A 24,014-nucleotide genomic window follows, 5' to 3' on the forward strand; every position below is an offset into this window, starting at 1 on the left:
AAACTATTTATTTAACAGTAAGAAACAAATAATTCTTTGTTAATTTATTTAAGTTAAAATTTAACATTTTCTTATAAGAAGAAAAAACAAAAAGAAGATTAACTTACAAATAAGAACTATTCTTAAAATAAAGATTAAATATTAATGATATCACATAATTTAGCTTCTATTTTATAGCCTAATTTTGGAAGTATCAATTTTGCTTTTCCTCGACAAATTTCTTCTATTATCAATTTATTTTTATCTATCGTATTCGCTAATTGAACCTCATCTCCAACCTTAAATGAAGTCGCTTTTATTTGTGTCAGATCTTTCCTACTAAGCCATTGCTTTAAATCTTCAATTTCACAGTTTCTAACTATAGCAGGCTTTCCTAACCAGAAAAGATAGCGTACTACCCCCGGAACGTCAAAAACAATAGGGCGTTCTTTTTCTTTCAGCCGAACAAATACATAAGATTTAAATAAAGGTGTGGTAATTTTCTTTTTTCGATCACTCCATTGCCGAATTTCTTCAAAAGTTGGACAATAAACTTCTACTCCTAACTTCTCTAAAGTATTAGTTACTTTAAGTTCAGCTTTAGGTTTTGTATAAATTACATACCACTTCATAATAATATCCTTATTTATTCAAACACCTCAATATTATTTTAATAACAAATTGAAGATAAATACAATTAATCCAAAGGTAATAAAAATTAAAATTTCACTTTAATTAGATCAAAATGAAGCATTAAAACAAATAACGAAATCCATATTGTTAATAAATAGTTGAAGGGAAATACTAAAACATGACATTAGTCATATTCACAGTGGTACTTCTTACCTAATTTTGCTTCAAATACTTTTAAAAAACAATAATTATGATTTCAAAATCCCTTACCAAATTAGCTGTTTTAGTAACATTTATTTTAAGTGTTTCTTCCATATCTGCTCAAAATTTCACACTTGAAAAAAGTGATATTTTAGTAGAAGGTACTTCTAACATTCACGATTGGGAAATGGAAGGAAATAAAGCACAAGGAACTCTTGTTGCTGAAAATGGAAATATAACTTCAATAAAAGTTCAAATCCCTACCGAATCTTTAGATAGTGGCAAAGGAGGAATGAATAAAAATGCTTTTGAAGCTTTAAAATCTGATGATAACCCAAACATTACTTTCAAATCTAAAAATGTAACCGACAAAAAAGTTACTGGAATTTTACAAATTGCTGGACAGCAAAAAACAGTAACCATTCCATTCACTACTTCAGAAACTAATCAACAAATTACTGTAAAAGGAAAGAAAACAGTAAACATGACTCATTATGGAGTTGAACCTCCTACAGCTTTAATGGGAACTATCAAAACTGGAGAAGAGGTAACTATTAACTTCGAATTCAACTTTAAACAATAATCACTATATCTATTAAACATTATTACGATGAATAAATTATTAAAAATCTCCGCAATTGCTTCTTTATTCCTCTTTGGAATAAAGAATACCCAAGCACAAGAAATAAATAGTTCTAGAATTTTAGATAACTATAGATTACCCGACCAAAGAGGTATTAATGTGTTTGAAGCACCAAAAGATACAGTTACTTCTTTTGATGGAATCGATGTTAGAATTGGTGGAGCATTTGCTTTACAATTTCAAGCAATTGACAATGAAAACTCAAATACAGAACTAAATCAAGTTCAGGGTGTTGGTGAAAATTTCAATCTACCTACGGCAAATTTCGATTTAGACGTAGTTCTTTATGATGGAGTTAGATTACACCTTCGTACTTACCTATCTTCTAGACACCATCACGAACCTTATGTAAAAGGAGGTTATTTATTAGTGGATAAATTAGATTTTGTTCAAAAAGGCTTTTTGAAAGACTTTATGAAATATACCACCATTAAAATTGGACATATGGAAAACAACTATGGTGATGCTCACTTCCGTAGATCGGATAACGCAGAAGCCATCTACAACCCATTTGTTGGAAACTTAATTATGGATGGTTTTACTACTGAAGTAGGAGCTGAACTTTACTACCGCCGTAACGGTTTTATAGGAATGGTTGGTTTTACTAATGGTAAATTAAACCAATCTGTTACTGAAAATGAATATAACAAAACTGGCGGTGCTTCTTTCTTAGCAAAACTAGGATACGACAAACAACTAAATAATGATTTACGTGTTCGTCTTACAGGATCTATCTATAATACCGGGTACATTCCTGAAACTCACTTATACAGTGGAGACAGAGCTGGTGCAAGATATTATAGCGTAATGCAAGAATTAGGTAGTACTAATGATAACTTTAGAGCATCAAGATACGACCCTAAATTAGAAAATAAAATTAGAGCTATAATGATTAATCCTTTCGTTAAGTATAGAGGACTTGAATTCTTTGGAACTATTGAAACTTCTACAGGTAAAGCAAGTAGCGAAATTGATGATCGTACTGTTAACCAGTATGCTGGTGAATTAGTTTACCGTTTTGGACTTAACGAAAATCTATACGTTGGAGCTCGCTACAACTATGTAGACTCAGAAGATATCTCCGGACAAGATGTAAGTATCGATAGATTTCAAGCCGCTGCAGGTTGGTTTATGACTAAAAACATCCTATTAAAAGCTGAATATGTAGTACAAAATTATAATGATTTTGGAGAAGGCAGCCTTTTAAATGGAGGTAAATTTGACGGTGGAATGGTTGAAGCCGTAATTAGTTTCTAAATATAACACTTCAAAAGCCGGACAACCTTCAACAGTTGTTCGGCTTTTTTAATTTATTTTATTATGAAAACTTTGCTAAGTACAATTTTAATACTAATTGGCATGTTTTCAAACGCTCAAATCCCTAAAAAAGAAGGAAATATTAAAATATCGCCTAAATCTAGTTTAACGATAACCGGCGATACTAATATCAACTCTTTTACTTGTGTATTTAATCCGAATTTATTGCCTTCGGAATTAAACATTATCTATAAACAAACTGCAGATAATGAATTTCTACTAAAAAACACAAAACTTATATTAGCTTCTGATGGATTTGATTGTGGAAGCAGAGCTATAAATAAAGATTTTCTATCTCTAATTAAAGCGAAACAATTCCCTACTATAGAAATTGAAGTTCGGCAACTTAAAAATCTAAAAGTAAATAATGCTGAAGCTATATTAGAAATCACAATTGCCGGAATATCTAAAACCTTCAAAACACTTATTCATTTTAATGAAAGTGATAATAATTACAAAGGCTCTTTAGAATTAAATATCAATGATTTCGAACTTAGTCCTCCTTCAAAAATGTTTGGTCTGATTAAAGTAAAAAAAGATATAGATATCGATTTCAATCTATATCTAGATATTCCTTAGAAAGAAATAATAAACACAAAAAACACGTCTCTTTTCTAAAAATTGGGGCGTTTTTTATTCAATATAACTTAATAAGCTTTCCAAACAGATAATTAAATTATCCTTCTCTAAATCTCACATTTAATTACTACTGAAAATTATATTAAAATTTATAGAATAGCGGAATTAGAAAAGTAGCCATAATCCAAAAAATTATATTAAGTAGAGTTCCTACTTTTATAAAATCCATAAATTTATACTGTCCCGCACTATAAACCATAGTATTAGTCTGATATCCCACGGGCGTCATAAAGCTTGCTGAAGCGGCAAACATAACAGCCATTAAAAAAGGCATCGCCTCTAAATCTAAATTAGAAGCGGTAGCTATTGCTATTGGTGCTAACAATGCCGCCGCCGCAGTATTAGACATAACTTCTGTAAGTAAAGAAGTTCCTATATACAAACCAGAAAGTATTGCTATTGGTCCCCAAAATCCTAGATTATCTACTAATAAATCTGCAATCTTGATATCCAAGCCTGTATTATGCATTGCTGTACCTATACTTAAAGCTCCTGCTAGTAAAAATACAATTCGCCAGTTTATTGCTTTATATAACTCTTTCATTGAAAGAACACCAAACAAAACTAAAAAAATTGCTCCGCTTAGCGCGCCAACCATAATATCTAACACCCCTAAGGAAGCTAATAAAACCATTATAGCAATTACTGCTATAACCATTAAAAATTTCTTCTTATCAAAATCAACTAAAGTATCTTCTGAAAGTAACACAAATGGTGCATTCTGAGAGTTCTCTTTTCTTTTAAGAACACGTAAATAATGACTTTTAACTTCTGCTAAAACTACATCTCCTGCTTTTAGAGGAACTTTATAAAGATGATCGTGTTTTATATCTTCACGATGTCTAATCGCTAAAGGAATAGCTCTATAACTTCTTCTAAAATCTATTTCTTTTAAAGTTTTACCATCTATTTCAGAGTTTGCAGTAATAACCATCTCCACTATTGTGGAATCGGTTCCTTTTAAATTATCATCACCAATCATTACATCGTTACCCACCAATATTTTTGCGCGATCTTTAAGAGATTTTATTTTTTCTACATCACACCTAACTTTTAAAACATCGTTTTCTTCTAAGTAAAAATCCCCAGGTGGTAAAGTAAATTTTTTATCCCCCCTACGAACTTCTATTACATCCATTTCTAATTCTTTCACCAAAGAAGACTCCATTATTGGCTTTCCTATAGATTTTTGTTTTTCTAACAACTTAATCTCTGTTATATAATCACTCATCCGAAACCTCTTACTCAGATTTTCATCTTGCCTATTTTCGGGAAGTAGATTAATACCTAAAAGAACCATATATAAAATTCCCACTGCCAGAAAAACAACACCAAGAAACGTCATATCGAACATTGAAATTGAAATACCTGCTTCTTTTGCTATACTTCCTACTAATATATTGGTGGAGGTTCCTATTAGGGTACAAGCTCCTCCAAAAATTGAAGCAAAAGAGAGTGGAATCAACATTTTTGAGGGGCTACGTCCTGAAGCATGAGCAATTTGAACTATAACCGGGATAAAAACAGCAACTACTGGTGTATTATTTACAAAAGCAGAAATCAGTGCTATTAACAACATCATAAGTGTCATTCCTATATAAAAATGATACCTAAAAATACTGGAAAGTCGATGCGCTACGTATTGAAGCGCACCTGTTTTAAGCAATGCATTACTTAGAACAAACATAAAAGCAACGGTTATTGTTGCTGTATTGCTAAAGCCTTCCACTCCTTGCTGAGGAGAAATCACTCCAGACAATACTAAAATAATCATCGCTAAAAGCGCTACCAAATCGATAGAAACTAATTCTATTGCAAAAAGAATTATTGCTCCTATAATTACAAGAATGGTAACAATAGCACCTGTTGTCATCTATAAATATTTAAATTCCTAGTGGAAAGATAGGGTTCTGCAATTAGCAAATATAAGTAATTGCATTTAACAATAATTAAGATATTAGAAAGTTCTAGTTCAAAGATCAACTTAGCATCATAACTTTTTATTTTCAGTAATTCCAAAGTCTATTTTAATTAAAAACATATATAATACTTCATATATGGAAACGTTGCACTACAGAAATGATAAAAGAATTATGCAATACTAATATTTCAATAAGAGAATTTACCTATTTAAGAATGAATAGTTCTAAAACAAAAAATCCCCAAACGTTAGTTTGAGGATTTGTGTTGGCCTACTAGGGCTCGAACCTAGACTCTTCTGGACCAAAACCAGACGTGTTGCCAGTTACACCATAGGCCATTGCTTGAATGCGGATGCAAATTTAAAATAAACTTTCATTTACACAAAACTTTTTTTATTTTTTTTTGAAAAACTAATAAATTTAAAATTCAACTAACTCAAAACAAAATATTTAAAAAATAAATCTATATTCAATTACGTTATTCAGGCGTTCAACATTTTTATTATTAAATTCGCCACACAAGTTTTCAACGTTTCAAAAAATGACAACATTTAATTTTAAAAAGTGGAATATAATTGTAGGATGGTGTGTTTTTGCTGTAGCACTTTTTACTTATACTTCTACTTTAGAACCTACTGCAAGTTTCTGGGATGCAGGTGAGTATATATCAACTTCTTCCAACCTTGAAGTTGGTCACCCTCCAGGAGCTCCTCTATATCAAATGCTTGGTGCATTTATTTCCGTTTTCGCCCCCGATAATTCTAAAATTGCCCTTATGGTTAATTTTATGTCGGGCTTAGCTAGTGCATTTGCTATATTATTCATGTTCTGGTCAATAACTTTATTAATCAGAAAGGTTTCTAAACCTATTTCTGAACTAGATTTTGGAGGAAAATTAATAATTTTAGGAAGTGCTGCCGTAGGGTCGTTAGCATTTACATTTACAGACAGTTTTTGGTTTAGTGCTGTAGAAGCTGAAGTATATGCCGGCGCAGCCTGCTTGATGTCTGTAATGTTTTACTTGGGACTTCTATGGGAACGCGATATGTTTAAGCCCAGAGGAAATAAATGGGTTATTTTAATCTCATTTGTAATTGGACTTACATTCGGTATTCACTTTATGGGGCTATTAACTATTCCCGCTATAGGTTTTCTATACTTCTTTAAAAATTACCCAAAGGTTACCGTAAAAAACTTCTTAATAGCAAATGTAGTTGTAGTAGCAGTACTTTTATTTATATTTAAATTACTACTTCCATACACTCTTACATTTTTCTCTGCTTCCGAAGTATTTTTTACCAATTCACTAGGAATGCCTTTCAACACAGGTACTATAATTGCCTTTTTAGTAATTATAGCTGCTTTTTATTTTGGGATTAATTACACTCGAAAACATCAAAAATCGCAATTAAACACATTGCTTTTATGTATTCTATTTATACTTATTGGTTTTTCTAGCTGGATTATGTTACCTATACGATCTAATGCTCCAACCATAATCAACGAAAACAACCCTGATAATGCAAGAGAATTATTAGCATATTACAATAGAGAACAATATGGTGAAACTCATTTATTTTACGGGCCGCAATGGACAGAAATGTATGCTGGTTTAGATAAAGACAACCCATATAAAGATGCTAAACCAAAATATGAAAAGAACGAGAAAGCTGGAAAATATTTAGTTGTAAACGATTGGAAAAATGCTAGACAGAATTTAGATGATGGACACAAAACATTCTTACCGAGAATGTGGAGTACAGAACATGCTGTTAATTATATGGATTATACCGGTCCATTAAAGTTTACTATAAAACCAGAATATCAAAGTGAAGAACGATTAATACAGGCTATTAATCAATTTAAACAACGTTATAATAGTGGTGAGCTAGATAATAGTGATTACCATCAATTTTTAAAGCAATTTGGAGATTACATTAATGTAGAACCTCCTTCATTTGCTTCAAACATGTACTACTTAATAAATTATCAATTTGGTTACATGTATTGGCGCTATTTTATGTGGAATTTTGTAGGACGCCAAGATGATATTCAAGGCAAAAAAAACGATTTACACGGAAATTGGCTAAGTGGTATTCCTTTTATTGATGAAATGCATTTAGGCCCTCAAGATAATTTACCGGATGATGTTAAAAATAATCCGGCTAGAAATACTTATTATTTCCTTCCATTCATTTTAGGAGTAATTGGTTTCGTTTTTCATTTCAAAAAAGATTCAAAGAGATTTTGGGTATTATTAGTATTCTTTTTATTTACAGGAATTGCCCTTAAAATATACCTTAATGAACGTCCATTTGAACCTCGAGAACGAGATTACGCTTTAGTAGGATCTTTTTATGTATTTGCCATGTGGATTGGCTTTGGGGTTTATGCTATTTACGATAAACTAAAACAATTTGTTGCTCCAAAAATTATAGCACCAGTTGTCATTGCACTTTCATTAATTGTACCTTCCATTATGGCTGCTGAAAATTGGGACGATCACGATCGTTCTAATAAATATTCAGCCTTAGCAATGGCTAAAATGTATCTAGATTCGGTTGACGAAAATGGAATTATATTTACCATTGGAGATAATGATACTTTTGCACTTTGGTACGCGCAACAAATTGAACGCTACCGAACCGATGTACGAGTAATAAACACCAGCTTATTTGCTACAGATTGGTATATCGACCAAATGAAACGGAAAGCATTTAAAAGTGATCCCATACCTTCCCAGTTAACACATGAATTTTATAGTGGAAAAAACGATGTGGTATTTCTTCGAGAAATAACTCAAGACACACTAAATATAAAAAGTTGGATGAATTATATTGAAAGTGATGATCGCAGAACAAAAGCAGAAGTTTCATCAAATCAATTAATGAATACTTTCCCTACTAAGCACGTTAGCATTCCGGTTAATAAACAAAAAGTTTTAGAAAATAGAATTGTAGATAAAAAAGATGCTGATAAAATAGTTGATAAAATAGATCTTGAAATTGGGAGCTCGGTTATTTACAAAAACCGATTACTAATGCTAGATATTATTGCAAATAATAATTGGGATCGTCCAATATATTTTACCGGAGGAAGCTTTGGTGACGATGATTATCTTTGGATGAAAGATTACTTAGAATTAGATGGAGTTGCTTATAAATTAGTACCTATTAAAACTCCTATAAACCCAAGAAACCCATACGAAATGGGCCGTATTGATACTGAAAAAATGTATAATATCGTTAAAAATTGGGACTGGGGTAATATGGGAGATCATGAAATTTATCATGATCCTGAAACTCGAAAAAATTCGATAACCTATAGAAGTAATTTAGCACGATTAGTAGAAAGCTTATTAAAAGAAGGAGACACTAAACGAGCTGAAGAAATACTAGACATAGGCATGGATAATTTACCGGTAAATTATTATGGATACTACAGTTTATTAGAACCATTTATAGATGGGTATTACAAAGTAGGAAACGAAGAGAAAGCGCGAAAACTTTGGAAAAATGTTGCTATTAAGTATAAACAACGATTAGATTATTATAGCACATGGAGTTTTGAAAGACAAAGAGCGTATGCTCAGGAAATTTTTGGCAGCATTGAACGTTACCGAAGCTTAGTTGATATTTTAGTTACTAATCAAGATGAAGAACTAATAAAACCTGAAGCTGAAACATTTAATAATTATCTAAAGAAATTCAGACATTTTTATGGTCAAGATGAAGAGTTAGATACTGAAACAACAGTTCCTCAAGACAAAGCCATTGAACAGCAATTAGACAATAAATTACCGAGTAAACCAGATTCATTGCAAATGGATTCAAACGCTAACTAAAATTTATTTAATGCCCGAAATCATCATTAAAAATTGATAATTTCGGGCATTATTTTTATGAACCGGTTTATCTTAAAATATCCGACAATACTCCAAAAATTATATCCTTCAAGAATTTCTAAAATAACGAAGGAGAAAACAATTTACCTAAGTTTTGATGATGGGCCAATACCTGAAGTTACCCCTTGGGTATTACAAACATTAGCTAACTTTTCAGCAAAAGCTACCTTTTTTTGTATTGGAAATAACATAAAGAAACATCCGGATGTTTTTCAGGAAATAATTACTAGCAATCATACAATTGGTAACCACACTTTCAACCATTTAAATGGCTGGCGAACCAAATTAGATCATTATATAGAAAATATTGCTAAAACAGATGCTATTATTAATGAGTATAAAGCAAAAACCATATCTGAAAATAAATTTTTTAGGCCTCCCTACGGAAGGATTAAAAACAAACAGGCTAAAAAGCTTCAAAAATTAGGTTATAAAATTGTAATGTGGGATGTAATATCTGGTGATTACGATCAAACTTATGATGCTGAAAAATGCCTAAAAAATTGCATAAAATTAATTACACCAGGTAGCGTAGTTGTATTTCATGACAGTTTAAAAGCCCAAAAAAACCTTATATATGTACTACCAAAATTAATGGAATACTATGCAAAGAAAGGCTGGTCTTTCGAAAATTTATAATAAAAACACTATTGAAATTCATTCAATTTAGATAAAATAGAATCGGCATCTTGCTCTCCACTTTCTCGCCATTTCATCTCTCCATTTTTATAAATCATTAAAGTAGGTAACCCCTTTACACGTAAAGCTTCTGCCAACTGCGTATTTTTATCAACATCAATTTTAATAACACGTGCTTTCTCTCCCATAGTTGCGGCAACATCTCGAAGTACTGGATGCATTTTAACCGAAGCTTCATTCCATTCGGTATAAAAATCGAGTAATACAGGAATTTCTAAATTAACTAATTCTCCAAATTTTGACATGTTGTAATTCCGTTTTTTTACGTGTTCTGCTATACCTAATAATTAACGCAACATCAAATATAGCAATTTATTTTACGATACTGGTTTTGTCCCTTTTTTTAATGTTATAACACTCACTTCTGGCCACATTCCCACTCTTCCGGGAAATGCTAAATATCCAAACCCCCTATTCACATTAATATAACGTCCATTTTCTTGATATATTCCTACCCAGTTTTTATATCTATATTTAGCCGGACTCCATTTTATAAAACCTGGAATTTCAATTCCAAATTGCATACCATGTGTATGCCCGCTTAGTGTAAGATGGTAAAATTTTTTGTTGTTTTTTATCTTTTCCTGAAAATGAGAAGGATCATGACTTAATACTATTTTAAAATCCGCATCAGCTACATTTTTTCCGGCTTTTTCTAAATCTCCTGCTTTTTTAAAATGCCCTTTCCCCCAATTTTCAACTCCTAAAACAGCTATTTTGTCCACTCCTCGTTTTAAATATCGGTGTTCATTTAAAAGCAAATCCCAACCCATTTCTTTATGAATGTTTTTTAAACGTTGTAAATTTTCTGCTTTTTCTTCTTTAGTATTCCATCCAGCATAATCTCCATAATCATGGTTTCCTAAAATAGAGTATACTCCATCTTCAGCCTTTAATGCAGAAAAAGTGTTTGTCCAATCTTCCATTTCAGAAGCTACTCTATTCACTAAATCTCCTGTAAAAAAGAGAACATCTGCATTCTGTTGATTAACAAGATCTATCCCATACTCTACTTTCTCTTTATTATCGAAACTACCACTATGGATATCACTTATCTGTGCAACTCTATACCCATCAAAAGCATCGGGCAAATCATCAAAATACAATGTATAATTTAATACTCTAAAATCATATTTCCCTTTAAATATACCATACAAAACTCCTAAAAAAGGTATTGAAGCAACACCTAACGCCAACGTACTTATAAATTTTCTTCGCCCGGGCGTCTTAAAAAACTCTCCACTACTTAAGTGAAAAATACCTATAAAAAATCTAGAAATATCTTCTCCAAATAAAAACAACACTAGTACTAATTTAGCTAAAAATACCGCCAAAAAAACACCAAATTCAACACCTAAGGCACTAAAAAAATTTCCGTTAGAAGTATATAATTTATATATAAAACTACCAACAACCACAGCAGTTATAAAAAAATAAAGCACTAACAACAATGCACTCCTATTAAGAGTTCGAAATGCCTGATAAGCATATACATCAACTAGAAGTGTAATTATAATTAATAATAGCCAACGCATGAAGTTTTTTTTGCGAAAGTAATTTTAATAGTATAGCATAAGTATGGATTTAAAGATAATTTAACGTTCAAAACGTCATATAATATTGAAAAAGTAAAAGCTTATTTTAGGATTTCCCGATATCAACTACAAAGATAAAATTAGACCCTTAACTCTCGGTCTAATTTTATCTTTGTAGTTTTGAATTTATTCTGAAAAAATTTCCAAATACTATGGCAACTCAAAAGCGACTCTTTTTAGTAGATGCGTATGCATTAATTTTTCGTGGCTACTATGCTTTTATAAAAAACCCTAGAATAAATTCAAAAGGTTTCGATACTTCAGCTATTATGGGTTTTATGAATTCTTTATTCGATGTAATTCGAAGAGAAAAACCCGATCATTTAGCTGTTTGCTTCGATAAGCAAGGAAGTAAATTACGAACAGAATTATTTTCTGAATATAAAGCAAATAGAGACGCTACACCAGAGCCTATTCAACAAGCCATCCCGATTATTCAGGATATTTTAAACGCTATGCATATTCCGGTTGTTGAATTAGCTGGATGTGAAGCCGATGATATTATTGGAACACTTGCCAAGCAAGCAGAAAAAGAGAATTATCAGGTTTTTATGGTTACACCTGATAAAGATTTTGCACAGTTAGTCTCTGAAAATATATTCATGTATCGCCCGGCAAGAATGGGAAATGGAATTGAAATTTGGGGAATTCCTGAAGTTCAGAAAAAATTTGAAATTGAACGCCCTGAGCAGGTAATCGATTATTTGGGAATGATGGGTGATGCTGTAGATAACATTCCCGGTCTACCTGGCGTAGGAGACAAAACAGCTAAAAAGTTCTTGAAGCAATTCGGCTCTATGGAGGAGTTACTTGCCAATACCGATAAGCTAAAAGGCAAAATGAAAGAAAAGGTTGAAGCCAATGCAGAACAAGGCATGCTTTCTAAAAAACTAGCTCGAATTATTATTGATTGCGATGTAACATTTCAAGCAAAGAATTACGAGCTTTCTATGCCTGATTCAGAAAAAGTTCAGGCTATTTTTGACGATTTAGAGTTTAGACGTTTAAAAGATCAATTCATTAAACTCTTCAATAACGAGGAAAAAGAAACAGTTACTCAAGTTAGCAATTCCCCTTCTGCTAAAGAAAATGCTAAAGTCGCAGGGTCCGGACAGTTTTCTTTGTTTGGAGGAGATGGCAACGAAAAAATTGAAGAATCTAGCAGTCGTAGAAATTTAGAGACCACACCTCATGTTTACCAGAAAGTAGATAGTGGTTTAGCTTTACGCTTGTTCATTCAGAAATTAATGAAACAAAATTCGGTTTGTTTTGATACTGAAACAACAAGTCTTAATCCTTTAGAAGCCCAACTTGTAGGTATTTCTTTTTCTTGGGAAGCTGGTAAAGGTTACTATATTCCTTTTGAAGAAGACTTCGAAAAAGCACAGCAACATATCGAATTATTAAGACCCTTTTTTGAAGACCCAAAAATTGAGAAAATAGGTCAGAATTTAAAATACGACATTAAAGTTCTTGCTAAATACAACATCGAATTAAAAGGACCTACCTTCGATACTATGATTGCGCATTATCTAATTAATCCGGATATGCGACATAACATGGATATTTTAGCAGAAACTTACCTAAATTATACGCCTAAGCCCATTTCAGACTTAATTGGTAAAAAAGGTAAAAACCAAAAAAGCATGCGTGATGTTCCACTAGCCGAACAAACCGAATATGCTGCTGAAGATGCTGATATTACCTTTCAACTTAAAGAATTTTTTCAACAAGAATTAGAAGAAGCAAAAACCAAAAAACTGTTTAAAGACATAGAAATGCCTTTAGTTGAAGTGCTTGCCGATATGGAAATTGAAGGAATAAACCTCGATTTAGACTTTTTAGAATCACTTTCAGATGCTTTAGATCGTGATATTAAAGAATTGGAAGCAAAAATTTACGAAGCTGCCGGCGAGGAATTCAAAATTAGCTCACCTAAGCAACTTGGGATTATTCTTTTTGAAAAATTAGCGTTAGTCAAAAAACCAAAAAAAACAAAAACTGGACAGTATTCTACTAGTGAAGATGTACTTTCCTATTTAGCCAGCGAGCACGACATTGTTCAGTATGTATTAGATTATAGAGGTTTAGTAAAATTACAAAACACCTATATAGATGCATTACCAAATCAGGTTGAAAAACCTACAGGACGTGTGCATACTGAATATGTACAAACCATTGCTGCTACCGGAAGATTAAGTTCCAACAACCCTAATCTTCAAAATATTCCTATTCGTACGGAAAGAGGTCGACAAGTTAGAAAAGCATTTATCCCTAGAAATGAGGATTACATTTTAGTAGCAGCCGATTACTCACAGATTGAACTTCGTATAATTGCTGCATTAAGCGAAGAAGAAACAATGATTAAAGCTTTTAAAGATGGTGAAGATATTCACGCTTCTACCGCTTCTCAAGTATTTAATGTGTCAATCGAAGAAGTAACTCGAGAACAGCGTAGTAATGCAAAAACAGTAAATTTCGGGATTATTTATGGTGTATCTGCTTTCGGATTAAGTAACCAAACCAGTTTGAGCCGAGCAGAATCAAAAGAATTAATTGACACTTATTATAAAACATATCCAAAACTTAGCAATTATATTGCAGACCAAGTAGCTTTTGCCAGAGAAAATGGCTACGTGCAAACAGTATTAGGAAGAAGGAGATATTTAAAAGATATTAATTCCCAAAATGCAATAGTTCGTGGAGCTGCAGAACGAAATGCGGTAAATGCACCCATTCAAGGAAGTGCTGCAGACATTATTAAAATAGCTATGATCGATATTCATAAAAAACTAAAAGAAAATAATTATAAAACCAAAATGTTACTACAAGTACACGATGAATTGGTTTTTGATGTTTACAAGCCGGAATTAGAGAAAGTAACTACTCTTATTAAAGAAGCTATGGAAAATGCTTACAAGCTTAACGTTCCACTTGATGTAGATTTAGGAAAAGGACAAAATTGGCTAGAAGCCCACTAAATAAAGAAAACCCCGTCTGTTTACCCTACATATAACAGACGAGGTTTCTTATCTAACACTAAAAAATTAATCTTAAAAACAAGTATAAGTTTTGCCTCAAGTAATTCTTTTTTCTAGATTTTAAATTTAATTCATTTAAACATTTTTTTAGGCTTTTATTAACACAAAAAATACCACTTATCGTTAATTATTACTTTTTGCCTGGATTCAATCATTAACTAATTTTCATAAAATTCCCTCATCTGCATATATTAATTTTTTCTTTTAGGGCTCTCATCATGAGCGTTTCGTATTCCTTAAAATGCTAGCTAGTTGAAAATCAACTTTTTTTACACTAAATATTTTAAAAGTCTTATTTGCTATATAAATTTATAATTGTACATTTGCACCCCTGAAATTCCCCTAGTTATATCTTTGGGATTCAAGGAATGGAATGTTTAATATTAGTAAATTTAATTAGTGTGGACACTTTAAGCTACAAAACAGTATCAGCCAACAAGGCTACAGTAACCAAAGAATGGGTACTTGTTGATGCTGAAGGGCAGACTCTTGGCCGCCTAGCTTCTAAGGTTGCAAAAATCATTAGAGGTAAGCACAAGCCAGACTTTACCCCACACGTTGATTGTGGAGATAACGTAATTGTTATTAACGCAGAAAAAATCAACTTAACCGGGAAGAAATGGGATAGTAAAGAATACATCCGACATACCGGTTATCCAGGTGGGCAAAGGAGTCTAAACGCTTCAGAATTATTCGAGAAAGGACCAGAGCGATTGGTTGAAAAAGCAGTAAAAGGAATGCTTCCTAAAAACAAATTAGGAGCAGCTCTATTTCGCAATTTAAAGGTTTATACAGGTTCTGAGCACGATCAGGAAGCCCAAAAACCTAAAACTATTAACTTAAACGATCTTAAGTAATGGAAGTAATTCACAAGATTGGCCGTAGAAAAACAGCAGTGGCTCGTGTATATGTTTCTGAAGGTTCGGGAAACATTACAATCAACAAAAAGAAATTAAACGACTACTTCACTACTGGAACGTTAGTTTACAAAGTAAATCAACCGCTTAACTTAACTGAAAACGGTGAAACTTTCGATGTAAATGTAAACGTATATGGTGGAGGAATCACTGGTCAAGCAGAAGCTATTAGACTAGCTTTATCTAGAGCAATGGTTGCTTTAGACGAAGAAAACCGTACTACTTTAAAACCAGAAGGATTACTTACTAGAGATCCAAGAATGGTTGAACGTAAAAAATACGGTCAGAAAAAAGCGCGTAAGAAATTCCAGTTCTCTAAGCGTTAATATTTATAGGGTTTTACCCTTAAAAGTACATTTAAATTATAAATATATTTTGTTGTTGCTCTGTCAATTTTTGGCAGAGGTTAGTTTAGCATCTAAACAGTCAAGGCCGATTTTAATCGCCACTTGATTGTTGCTATCTCAACAGAACGTAAACTATTACAAAAATGGCAAACAAAGTAGAAGTTAAAGAATTACTTGATGCTGGTGTACATTTTGGACACCTTACCAGACGTTGGAATCCAAACATGGCTCCTTATATCTACATGGAGCGTAATGGAATCCACATCATCAATTTATATAAAACTGCTGCAAAAATGGGAGATGCTGGTCAAGCTCTTCAAAAAATTGCAGCTAGCGGACGAAAAATTCTTTTCGTTGCTACCAAAAAACAAGCTAAAGAAATTGTAGCTGAACAAGCTGAGAAAGCTAACATGCCTTACATCACTGAAAGATGGCCTGGTGGTATGTTAACCAACTTTGTAACTATCCGTAGAGCTGTTAAAAAAATGGCTTCTATCGATAGAATGAAAAAAGATGGTACTTTCAACACTCTTTCAAAAAAAGAACGTTTACAAGTAGATCGTTTAAGAGCTAAGTTAGATAAAAACTTAGGTTCTATTGCAGACATGACGCGTCTTCCAGCGGCATTATTTGTAGTAGATATTACTCGTGAGCACATTGCAATTAAAGAAGCTCAAAAATTAAACATTCCTATTTTCGCAATGGTGGATACGAATTCTGACCCTCGTGAGGTAGATTACGTAATTCCATCTAACGATGATGCTTCTAAATCAATTCAAAAAGTAGTTTCTTACGTTTCTGATTCTATAGTTGACGGACTTTCTGAACGCAAAGCAAATAAAGATTCTAAAAAATCTGCAGAAAAAGCTGAAAAAACAGAAAAAGCTCCTAAAATGCCAGAGGCTAAAGCTGAAGTACCTTCAAAAGATGCTGAAGACAAAAAAGCCATGAGTGAAGCTAAAGAAGATGTAAAATTAGAATCTAAACAAGAGACTTTAGATAAAGCTTCTTCTAAAAACGAAGAATAAATAATAACATTTAGGTAAATTATATGAGTCGTTTAGTTTCTTTATTTACAAATTAACTAAACGACTTTATTCATTAAAACTAAAACAAATACTATGGCAAAGATAACCGCTGCTGAAGTAAATAAACTAAGAAAAGCTACTGGTGCCGGAATGATGGATTGCAAAAAGGCATTAGTGGAAGTTGATGGTGACTTTGATAAAGCTATCGAAATTCTTCGTAAAAAAGGGCAAAAAGTAGCTGCAAAAAGAGCTGACAGAGATTCTTCTGAAGGTGCTGCAATTTCAAAAGTAAATGCAGATGCTACTAAAGGAGTTATCGTTTCTTTAAATTGTGAGACTGACTTTGTTGCTAAAAACGAAGATTTTGTAAAATTAGCAAATGACTTTGCTGAAATTGCACTAACTAAATCTTCTAAAGAAGAACTTTTAGCTGCAGATTACAACGGTATTACTGTTGAAGAAAAACTTACTGAACAAACTGGTGTTATTGGTGAAAAAATCGAAATTGGAGATTTTAGAACTTTAGAAGCTCCATTTGTAGGTTCTTATATCCACGCAGGTAATAAAATTGCTGTTTTAACTGGACTTTCTAAAAATGTAGATGGCGCTGAAGAAGCTGCTAAAAACGTTTCTATGCAAGCTGCAGCAATGAACCCATTAGCACTTAACGAAGATGGCGTAGATCAAGCTACTATTGAAAAAGAAGTTGAAATCGCTAAAGATCAATTAAGAGCTGAAGGGAAACCAGAAGAAATGCTAGATAATATTGCTAAAGGAAAAATCAAACGTTTCTTTAAAGATAATACGCTGGTAAATCAAGCTTATATTAAAGAAAGTAAACAAACTGTTGCTCAATACGTAAAATCTGTTGATTCAGATCTTACTGTAGTTGCTTTTGAAAGAGTAGCTCTTGGATAATTAGTTTTCAAACTTATATATCAAAACCGCTTCCTTTTCGAAGCGGTTTTTTATTTTAGCAAAATGCCAAACAAACCCTTTTACTTTAAACAATTTAAAATTGAACAAGATCGATGTGCTATGAAAATAGGCACAGATGGAGTACTTTTAGGAGCTTGGGCTCCTATTAAAAATACAGAGAGTATTTTAGATATTGGAACAGGAACAGGGATTATAGCTTTAATGATGGCACAACGTTCCGAAGCAATGCTTATAGATGCTTTGGAAATTGATGAAGATGCTTACGAGCAATCTGTTGATAATTTCGAAAATAGTGATTGGGGCGATCGGCTATTCTGCTATCATGCGGAATTTGATGAATTTGTTGAAGAAATGAAAGATGAAGAAAAATATGACTTAATAATTTCTAATCCGCCATTCTACGGTCCAGAATTTAAAACAACTTCTGAAGCAAGAGATAAAGCACGCTTTCAAGATGCACTTCCTTTCGATTTACTTTTAGGTGGCAGCAGCAAATTATTAGCTGACAGAGGTACTCTATCTATAATAATCCCTAGCGATGCTGAAGCTTCATTATTAAAAATAGCAGAAAATTTTAAACTACATCCTTCAAAAATCACTTACGTTAAAGGAAACTCTAAAAGTAAAGTTAAACGATGTTTAATAAATTTTAAATTTAAAGTAGATTCTCTTGAAAAAGATGAATTAATTATAGAAACAGAAAGACATCTATACACTGAAGACTATAAGAATTTAGTAAAAGACTTTTATTTAAAAATGTAGGCTACTATCAATAACTTTTAATTAAAAAGGACTCTTGTAAAGTTATTTTGGCATTTTAACTAGCTTTAAACTAAATCAAAACATGGGCAACGCTTACAGCGTTTTCCCTTTTTATACTTCTCGCAACACTTTTTTTTTAATTCTAATTGCTTCATAGGCACTACCCCATCTACCCGTAAAAAATCTTTTGATTTGTCGGAATAAAAAATGATGATATTTACAATACTGAATTGCATTATTTTTTAGTTAAAGTAAATGGAAATTATTTAAATAACTAATTAAGAATTTTAAAAAGAGTGTTATAATTTTAATAATCCTGTTTTAGCTAGTATTTTTGCACAAAATTTCAAGTGAAATGATTGATAAAATAAAGCAACATATACAACCACAGGTTACTCAGTTATTAGACCATAGCCTTTATGCTCAAATAAAAACTCCAGAGCAGTTACAAATATTTATGGAACATCATGTATATGCTGTATGGGATTTTATGTCACTTTTAAAATCATTACAACAACATTTAACACAAACCAAATCACCTTGGTTTCCCATTGGTAACCCAGAAACACGTTATTTGATTAATGAAATTGTTTTAGCTGAAGAAACCGATGTGAACTTCTACGGAAAACGCCAAAGTCACTACGAGATGTATATTGATGCTATGCAAAAAGCAGGAGCTAGTACTATTAAAATAAATAGCTTTTTAAACCAAGTTATCCATGGAACCGATATCTATTTAATTATAGCTACTAGCGAATTACCTTGGAGTATAAAGCAATTTGTAAAGTTTACCTTTGAGTTAATTTATGAAGGTAAACCTCACAAAATAGCTGCTGCCTTCACCTTTGGAAGAGAAGGCTTGATTCCGGGAATGTTTAGTTCTATTATTAAGAATATTCAGCAAAATTTTCCTGAAAAAGATCTTCAACTTTTTAAATATTATTTTGATCGTCATATTGAATTAGATGACGATAAACATGGACCAATGGCTTTTGAAATGATTACACATCTTTGTGGTAACAATTCCGAAAAATGGAGAGATGTACAAAAAATTGCTACTAAAGCCCTAGAAGCTCGCATAAAATTATGGAATGGTATTGAAGAAGAAGTTCAAAAGACAGCTTCTTAAACTCCATCAAATAATAAAGTCTGTGGCCAATCATTAGCAGTAAAAATTTCATCAGAGCTTATGATTGTCTACTAGTTTGTCAATTATAAGTTACATCAACATCTAAATTTTCTGGAGGAAAAACTAAAAAAGTAATCAGTTTCTCTGGTTTAAAATAGAATAAACCAATTTTAAGCTTACAGAAATCGGTATTGAACTATTATGAAAGTGCATTGCAACTTACTCTATAATTTACACGAAATAAGCTTCGAATAAAAACAAAAAAATACCCATAGAGGGTATTTTTGTATAACTATATTTTTTTAATTACAGATATTTTAAGTAGATTCTGGAGCTAATTTAACTTCTAATCCGTCCAAATCTTCAGTAATTGGAATTTGACAACTCAACCTACTATTATCTTCTACAAAAAATGCCTGATCTAACATATCTTCTTCTTCAAAACTTTGTTCAGGAAGCATATGTTCTAAATTTAGAATATAACATTGGCAAGATGCACACATAGCCATACCTCCACAAATACCTATTGTTCCTTCCGGAGCTAACTCGTAAGATCGAATTACTTCCATAAGGTTCATATTCATATCTGTTGGGGCATCGACAATATGTGCCTCTCCTTCTCTATCGATTATGGTTACTTTTATATCAGACATACTTAAAAATCATCTCCTGTAAATATATTGGCTATACCACCAAATATTTATTTAACTTATACTTTTTACTACTTCTTTTTTTGCTTCTTTTTTACTACCGTCAAATCCGCTTACACCACTTACAGTAGTATATTTCATTACATATTTTTTATCAGGAAAAATACGCTGATAAGCACTTTGGCACATAATAGCTGCTTCATGGAAACCGCAAAGAATCAATTTAAGCTTACCCGGATATGTATTTACATCTCCAATTGCATAAACACCCGGAATATTAGTTTGATAATCGTAAGAATTATTAACCTTTATGGCATTTTTTTCGATTTCTAAGCCCCAATCAGCAATTGGTCCTAATTTTGGAGAAAGCCCAAATAAAGGGATAAAATGTTGCGTTTCTTTTCGTTCTTCGCCTAGAGCGGTATCCTTATGTCGAATCAGCACTGATTCTAATTCATTTTCACCTTCTAAACCAATTACCTCTGCTTCAGTAATTAATTTTATTTTACCAAGCTTTGATAATTCTTCAACTTTTTCTACTGAATCTAGAGCACCTCTAAATTCTTTTCTTCGGTGTACTAAGGATACTTCTGAAGCTACATCGGCAAGATAAATAGCCCAATCTAAGGCAGAATCTCCACCTCCGGCTATTACTACTTTCTTATTTCTATAAACTTCAGGATCTTTTATCATATAAGCCACTCCGTTATCTTCGAAATTGGCTATATTAGGAATAGGTGGCTTTCTAGGCTCAAAACTTCCCAACCCTCCAGCTATTACAACTACAGGTGCATGATGTTGAGTTCCTTTATTGGTTGTCACAATAAAAGTATCATCATCCTGTTTTTCTATAGTTTCAGCACGCTCTCCTAGGGTAAAACCAGGTTCAAACGATTTAATTTGTTCCATTAAGTTATTTACAAGGTCTCCTGCTAAAACTTCAGGAAAACCAGGAATATCGTAAATGGGCTTTTTAGGATATATTTCTGAACATTGACCTCCGGGTTGGGGAAGTGCATCTATTAAATGACATTTTAACTTTAACAAACCTGCTTCAAAAACAGTAAAAAGTCCTGTTGGCCCAGCGCCAACAATAATCATATCTGTTTTAATCATACTTTAAAAATTATTCGGAGTTTAAGCTTCTATATTAACAACTTGCTCCACTTGGGGTACATATTTCTTTATAGTCATTTCTACACCCGACTTCAACGTCATTTGGTTCACAGAACATCCTACACAGGCTCCTTTTAGCTGAACTTTAACTATGCGATTATCATCTTCAATAGAAACTAATGAAATATCTCCACCATCACTTTCTAAAAAAGGACGAATTTCGGCTAATGCCTTCTCTACATTTATTTTTACTTCTTCGTTCGTCATCTTTTATTTTTTAACTGAACTACAACCTGCCATAGTTGTTATCTTGATAGCTTCTGTTGGAGGCAGGGTTTCATTTCTATTTACAGTTTCTTGCACTACGTTTCTAGTAATCTCTTGGAATGCTTCTTCAAGCGGAGTTCCTTCTTGCATTGCTGCAGGACGGCCAATATCTCCAGATTCTCGTAAACTTTGTACTAATGGAATTTCACCTAAAAATGGTACTTGTAAATCTTCTGCCAAATTTCTTGCTCCATGCTCTCCAAAAATATAATATTTATTTTCAGGAAGTTCTTCAGGAGTAAAATAAGCCATGTTTTCAACGATTCCCAATACCGGAACATTTATACTTTCCTGTTGAAACATTGCTACTCCTTTTTTAGCATCTGCCAAGGCAACATTTTGTGGAGTACTTACTACAACAGAACCCGAAATAGGTAAAGATTGCATAATTGATAAATGAATATCTCCGGTTCCTGGAGGAAGGTCTACTAATAGAAAATCTAATTCCCCCCAATCAGCATCAAAAATCATCTGATTTAGTGCTTTTGCAGCCATTGGGCCTCTCCAGATTACTGCTTGATTTGGTTTTGTAAAGAAACCTATAGATAATATTTTTATTCCATAATTTTCAACAGGCTTCATTTTAGATTTACCATCAACGGTAACCGATAACGGTCGCTCCGCAGCAACATCAAACATCAATGGAACTGATGGACCATAAACATCTGCATCTAAAACTCCTACTTTAAAGCCCATTTTAGAAAGGGAGACTGCTAAATTAGCTGTTACAGTAGATTTCCCAACTCCTCCTTTTCCAGAGGCTACTGCTATTATATTTTTTATTCCAGGAATGGGTTTTCCTTTAATTTCAGGCTTTTTACTTTTAGTTTCTGGAGCATCAACCTTAATATTAACAGTAACTTTAGCTTTTTCGTAGACCTTTTGATGAATCGCCTTCATCACATCTACTTCAGCTCGTTTTTTAATATGTAATGCTGGTGAATTTAAAACTAAATCTACCACGACTTCGTCATCAAAAGTCATCACATTTTGCAAGGCACCACTTTCTACCATATTCTTGCCTTCTCCGGCAACAGTTATAGTCTCTAATGCACTGATTATCTCTTTTCTATCTATTTTCATATTGCTAATTCAGAAACATTCTTAATTAGATCGATTCTAAACACAAATATAAGTTGAAATGCTAAGAATAAGAAGCTTTTGCTTAAAATTGATTTAGATTCTGAAATAGAGTTTTCAGTTTGCACAGTTTAGTGCTGCTTCTAAGTTTTAATAGGAATCAAATGAGAATTTACAGCTAGATATCAACTTAACTCTTTGACTGGATCCCAAAAAATTGATTTAAAATCTATTATTTTAGAATCTGAAATTTGTACTCCTTCTTCTTCTAAAAGTTGTTGCATTGCAAAAGTTCCGCTAAAATGAGATTTTCCGGTAAGTAATCCGTTTCTATTTACAACACGATGAGCAGGAATATCCTCTTTCTTTTTGGATGAATTTAGTGCCCAACCGACCATTCGAGCACTCTTTGTAGCACCAAGATATTTAGCTATAGCTCCGTAGGAGGTTACTCTTCCTGAAGGAATTTTTCGAGTAACTTGATATACTCGTTCAAAAAAATTATCCTTTTCTGCTACCATTAATTATTATAAATTCGGAAAAGTGTTACTACAATAAGCACTAGCATTAGACCAGCCATAAAGTAATTAGAATACTCTGTAAACTTTTCAACTTTATTTTCAATTTTAACAAAAGAAAAAACATATAAATATAAACTGGTAAAACTACCTGCAGAAGCAGCTAAAGCAAAAGAAGTAATTTTTAACCAATTATAACTTACGCCTACGCCTACATTCATAGCTCCTGCAATAGCACAGAAATAAGGAATCGGAAATACATTTAGAGCAGCTATTAGCATACCCTTGTAAAAGTTGTTATTGAAAGATTTATTACTACTTTTCACTTCGGTTTTATTGTTCCGTGCTTGTATAAAGAAATAGATCCCTAAGATAATAAATATCACTAGTCCTGCACGTAGCATAATTCGCTGGACAAATGGATGATCGAAAATATATTTGGCTAATAATACTGCAATAAAACCCTGTATAAGGATCACTAAAGAAGCTCCTATAGCTACATACATTCCATTTTTCTTACCACGTTCCAAACAAGTTTTTGCTACCGTCATATTAACAAGACCTGGCGGCAAAACACCAAGAAATGCAGCAAAATAAACGATAAGAAAAATCTTTAGTTCTTCCAAAG

22 protein-coding genes and 1 tRNA gene are annotated in these 24,014 nt (G+C 32.5%); 12 read left to right on the forward strand and 11 right to left on the reverse strand.

Going from position 1 to position 24,014, the window contains the following annotated elements:
- Positions 1-134: 134 nt before the first annotated feature.
- Positions 135-611 (reverse strand): UpxY family transcription antiterminator, encoded by a 477-nt coding sequence (locus ACN0WI_RS03595; RefSeq protein WP_417885255.1) that lies wholly within the window; start codon positions 609-611, stop codon positions 135-137.
- Positions 612-862: 251 nt separating this feature from the next.
- Between ACN0WI_RS03595 and ACN0WI_RS03600 the strand changes: the two genes are divergently transcribed.
- The 3 genes from ACN0WI_RS03600 (at position 863) to ACN0WI_RS03610 (ending at position 3,352) form a co-directional block, all read left to right on the forward strand.
- Positions 863-1,396, forward strand: a complete 534-nt coding sequence (locus tag ACN0WI_RS03600) for a YceI family protein (RefSeq protein ID WP_417885256.1) — start codon at positions 863-865, stop codon at positions 1,394-1,396.
- 27 nt (positions 1,397-1,423) lie between these two features.
- Complete coding sequence (locus tag ACN0WI_RS03605) at positions 1,424-2,713, forward strand: hypothetical protein (protein ID WP_417885257.1); 1,290 nt, start codon at positions 1,424-1,426, stop codon at positions 2,711-2,713.
- 63 nt (positions 2,714-2,776) lie between these two features.
- On the forward strand, positions 2,777-3,352 hold the full coding sequence (locus ACN0WI_RS03610; protein WP_417885258.1) for a YceI family protein: 576 nt from the start codon (positions 2,777-2,779) through the stop codon (positions 3,350-3,352).
- Between the two features lie 142 nt (positions 3,353-3,494).
- Here the strand turns inward: ACN0WI_RS03610 and ACN0WI_RS03615 are convergent, their stop codons facing one another.
- Together ACN0WI_RS03615 and ACN0WI_RS03620 are read right to left on the reverse strand one after the other, a co-directional pair.
- Positions 3,495-5,285 carry a sodium:proton antiporter gene (locus ACN0WI_RS03615; RefSeq protein ID WP_417885259.1) on the reverse strand — a complete coding sequence of 597 codons (1,791 nt, stop codon included), beginning with the start codon at positions 5,283-5,285 and terminating at the stop codon, positions 3,495-3,497.
- Between the two features lie 314 nt (positions 5,286-5,599).
- Positions 5,600-5,672, reverse strand: a tRNA-Gln gene (locus ACN0WI_RS03620).
- 203 nt (positions 5,673-5,875) lie between these two features.
- Here ACN0WI_RS03620 and ACN0WI_RS03625 point away from each other — a divergent pair.
- Positions 5,876-9,178 carry a DUF2723 domain-containing protein gene (locus ACN0WI_RS03625; protein ID WP_417885260.1) on the forward strand — a complete coding sequence of 1,101 codons (3,303 nt, stop codon included), beginning with the start codon at positions 5,876-5,878 and terminating at the stop codon, positions 9,176-9,178.
- A 57-nt stretch (positions 9,179-9,235) separates the two neighbouring features.
- Positions 9,236-9,877 carry a polysaccharide deacetylase family protein gene (locus tag ACN0WI_RS03630; RefSeq protein WP_417885261.1) on the forward strand — a complete coding sequence of 214 codons (642 nt, stop codon included), beginning with the start codon at positions 9,236-9,238 and terminating at the stop codon, positions 9,875-9,877.
- An 8-nt stretch (positions 9,878-9,885) separates the two neighbouring features.
- On the opposite strand, the gene ACN0WI_RS03635 is transcribed toward ACN0WI_RS03630, so the two are convergent.
- Both ACN0WI_RS03635 and ACN0WI_RS03640 read right to left on the reverse strand, forming a co-directional pair.
- A complete protein-coding gene (locus ACN0WI_RS03635; RefSeq protein ID WP_417885262.1) occupies positions 9,886-10,182 on the reverse strand; it encodes a thioredoxin family protein in 297 nt (98 codons plus the stop codon).
- Between the two features lie 72 nt (positions 10,183-10,254).
- Complete coding sequence (locus ACN0WI_RS03640; protein ID WP_417885263.1) at positions 10,255-11,472, reverse strand: metallophosphoesterase; 1,218 nt, start codon at positions 11,470-11,472, stop codon at positions 10,255-10,257.
- Between the two features lie 212 nt (positions 11,473-11,684).
- Between ACN0WI_RS03640 and polA the strand changes: the two genes are divergently transcribed.
- The 7 genes from polA (at position 11,685) to ACN0WI_RS03675 (ending at position 19,695) form a co-directional block, all read left to right on the forward strand.
- Positions 11,685-14,513 carry a DNA polymerase I gene (gene polA / locus ACN0WI_RS03645; RefSeq protein ID WP_417885264.1) on the forward strand — a complete coding sequence of 943 codons (2,829 nt, stop codon included), beginning with the start codon at positions 11,685-11,687 and terminating at the stop codon, positions 14,511-14,513.
- Positions 14,514-14,974: 461 nt separating this feature from the next.
- Positions 14,975-15,430, forward strand: coding sequence for a 50S ribosomal protein L13 (gene rplM, locus ACN0WI_RS03650; protein ID WP_417885265.1), 456 nt, complete (start codon positions 14,975-14,977; stop codon positions 15,428-15,430).
- Positions 15,430-15,816: a 30S ribosomal protein S9 gene (gene rpsI / locus ACN0WI_RS03655; protein ID WP_417885266.1), complete on the forward strand. Its 387-nt coding sequence runs from the start codon at positions 15,430-15,432 to the stop codon at positions 15,814-15,816. The genes rplM and rpsI overlap by 1 nt, the downstream gene beginning before the upstream one ends.
- A 164-nt stretch (positions 15,817-15,980) precedes the next feature.
- Complete coding sequence (gene rpsB, locus ACN0WI_RS03660; protein ID WP_417885267.1) at positions 15,981-16,865, forward strand: 30S ribosomal protein S2; 885 nt, start codon at positions 15,981-15,983, stop codon at positions 16,863-16,865.
- 93 nt (positions 16,866-16,958) lie between these two features.
- Positions 16,959-17,783 carry a translation elongation factor Ts gene (tsf, locus tag ACN0WI_RS03665; protein ID WP_417885268.1) on the forward strand — a complete coding sequence of 275 codons (825 nt, stop codon included), beginning with the start codon at positions 16,959-16,961 and terminating at the stop codon, positions 17,781-17,783.
- Positions 17,784-17,846: 63 nt separating this feature from the next.
- Complete coding sequence (locus ACN0WI_RS03670) at positions 17,847-18,566, forward strand: tRNA1(Val) (adenine(37)-N6)-methyltransferase (protein ID WP_417885269.1); 720 nt, start codon at positions 17,847-17,849, stop codon at positions 18,564-18,566.
- 355 nt (positions 18,567-18,921) lie between these two features.
- A complete protein-coding gene (locus ACN0WI_RS03675) occupies positions 18,922-19,695 on the forward strand; it encodes a DUF3050 domain-containing protein (RefSeq protein ID WP_417885270.1) in 774 nt (257 codons plus the stop codon).
- A 317-nt stretch (positions 19,696-20,012) separates the two neighbouring features.
- Here the strand turns inward: ACN0WI_RS03675 and ACN0WI_RS03680 are convergent, their stop codons facing one another.
- The 6 genes from ACN0WI_RS03680 to ACN0WI_RS03705 form a co-directional block, all read right to left on the reverse strand.
- Positions 20,013-20,348 (reverse strand): 2Fe-2S iron-sulfur cluster-binding protein, encoded by a 336-nt coding sequence (locus tag ACN0WI_RS03680; protein WP_417885271.1) that lies wholly within the window; start codon positions 20,346-20,348, stop codon positions 20,013-20,015.
- Between the two features lie 51 nt (positions 20,349-20,399).
- Positions 20,400-21,461, reverse strand: coding sequence for an NAD(P)/FAD-dependent oxidoreductase (locus tag ACN0WI_RS03685; RefSeq protein WP_417885272.1), 1,062 nt, complete (start codon positions 21,459-21,461; stop codon positions 20,400-20,402).
- 21 nt (positions 21,462-21,482) lie between these two features.
- Positions 21,483-21,728, reverse strand: a complete 246-nt coding sequence (locus tag ACN0WI_RS03690; protein ID WP_417885273.1) for a NifU family protein — start codon at positions 21,726-21,728, stop codon at positions 21,483-21,485.
- 3 nt (positions 21,729-21,731) lie between these two features.
- A complete protein-coding gene (locus ACN0WI_RS03695) occupies positions 21,732-22,871 on the reverse strand; it encodes a P-loop NTPase (RefSeq protein ID WP_417885274.1) in 1,140 nt (379 codons plus the stop codon).
- A gap of 182 nt (positions 22,872-23,053) precedes the next feature.
- The gene (locus tag ACN0WI_RS03700) at positions 23,054-23,389 is read right to left on the reverse strand and encodes an MGMT family protein (protein ID WP_417885275.1); all 336 of its coding nucleotides are present in this window, start codon (positions 23,387-23,389) and stop codon (positions 23,054-23,056) included.
- A complete protein-coding gene (locus tag ACN0WI_RS03705; protein ID WP_417885276.1) occupies positions 23,389-24,012 on the reverse strand; it encodes a LysE family translocator in 624 nt (207 codons plus the stop codon). Before ACN0WI_RS03705 ends, ACN0WI_RS03700 begins: the two co-directional genes overlap by 1 nt.
- Between the last annotated feature and the right edge of the window lie 2 nt (positions 24,013-24,014).

It is taken from the genome of Zunongwangia sp. (assembly GCF_048269745.1).
GTDB lineage: Bacteria > Bacteroidota > Bacteroidia > Flavobacteriales > Flavobacteriaceae > Zunongwangia.

Excerpts from the sequence above, each read along its gene's own strand:
- ACN0WI_RS03615 (WP_417885259.1), bottom strand. The coding sequence starts at position 5,285 with ATGACAACAGGTGCTATTGTTACCATTCTTGTAATTATAGGAGCAATA.
- polA (WP_417885264.1), top strand. The coding sequence starts at position 11,685 with ATGGCAACTCAAAAGCGACTCTTTTTAGTAGATGCGTATGCATTAATT.
- ACN0WI_RS03640 (WP_417885263.1), bottom strand. The coding sequence starts at position 11,472 with ATGCGTTGGCTATTATTAATTATAATTACACTTCTAGTTGATGTATAT.
- rpsI (WP_417885266.1), top strand. The coding sequence starts at position 15,430 with ATGGAAGTAATTCACAAGATTGGCCGTAGAAAAACAGCAGTGGCTCGT.
- ACN0WI_RS03695 (WP_417885274.1), bottom strand. The coding sequence starts at position 22,871 with ATGAAAATAGATAGAAAAGAGATAATCAGTGCATTAGAGACTATAACT.
- ACN0WI_RS03675 (WP_417885270.1), top strand. The coding sequence starts at position 18,922 with ATGATTGATAAAATAAAGCAACATATACAACCACAGGTTACTCAGTTA.
- ACN0WI_RS03610 (WP_417885258.1), top strand. The coding sequence starts at position 2,777 with ATGAAAACTTTGCTAAGTACAATTTTAATACTAATTGGCATGTTTTCA.
- ACN0WI_RS03685 (WP_417885272.1), bottom strand. The coding sequence starts at position 21,461 with ATGATTAAAACAGATATGATTATTGTTGGCGCTGGGCCAACAGGACTT.
- ACN0WI_RS03635 (WP_417885262.1), bottom strand. The coding sequence starts at position 10,182 with ATGTCAAAATTTGGAGAATTAGTTAATTTAGAAATTCCTGTATTACTC.
- ACN0WI_RS03605 (WP_417885257.1), top strand. The coding sequence starts at position 1,424 with ATGAATAAATTATTAAAAATCTCCGCAATTGCTTCTTTATTCCTCTTT.
- ACN0WI_RS03680 (WP_417885271.1), bottom strand. The coding sequence starts at position 20,348 with ATGTCTGATATAAAAGTAACCATAATCGATAGAGAAGGAGAGGCACAT.
- ACN0WI_RS03600 (WP_417885256.1), top strand. The coding sequence starts at position 863 with ATGATTTCAAAATCCCTTACCAAATTAGCTGTTTTAGTAACATTTATT.
- ACN0WI_RS03595 (WP_417885255.1), bottom strand. The coding sequence starts at position 611 with ATGAAGTGGTATGTAATTTATACAAAACCTAAAGCTGAACTTAAAGTA.
- ACN0WI_RS03690 (WP_417885273.1), bottom strand. The coding sequence starts at position 21,728 with ATGACGAACGAAGAAGTAAAAATAAATGTAGAGAAGGCATTAGCCGAA.
- ACN0WI_RS03630 (WP_417885261.1), top strand. The coding sequence starts at position 9,236 with ATGAACCGGTTTATCTTAAAATATCCGACAATACTCCAAAAATTATAT.
- tsf (WP_417885268.1), top strand. The coding sequence starts at position 16,959 with ATGGCAAAGATAACCGCTGCTGAAGTAAATAAACTAAGAAAAGCTACT.
- ACN0WI_RS03625 (WP_417885260.1), top strand. The coding sequence starts at position 5,876 with ATGACAACATTTAATTTTAAAAAGTGGAATATAATTGTAGGATGGTGT.
- ACN0WI_RS03670 (WP_417885269.1), top strand. The coding sequence starts at position 17,847 with ATGCCAAACAAACCCTTTTACTTTAAACAATTTAAAATTGAACAAGAT.
- rpsB (WP_417885267.1), top strand. The coding sequence starts at position 15,981 with ATGGCAAACAAAGTAGAAGTTAAAGAATTACTTGATGCTGGTGTACAT.
- ACN0WI_RS03700 (WP_417885275.1), bottom strand. The coding sequence starts at position 23,389 with ATGGTAGCAGAAAAGGATAATTTTTTTGAACGAGTATATCAAGTTACT.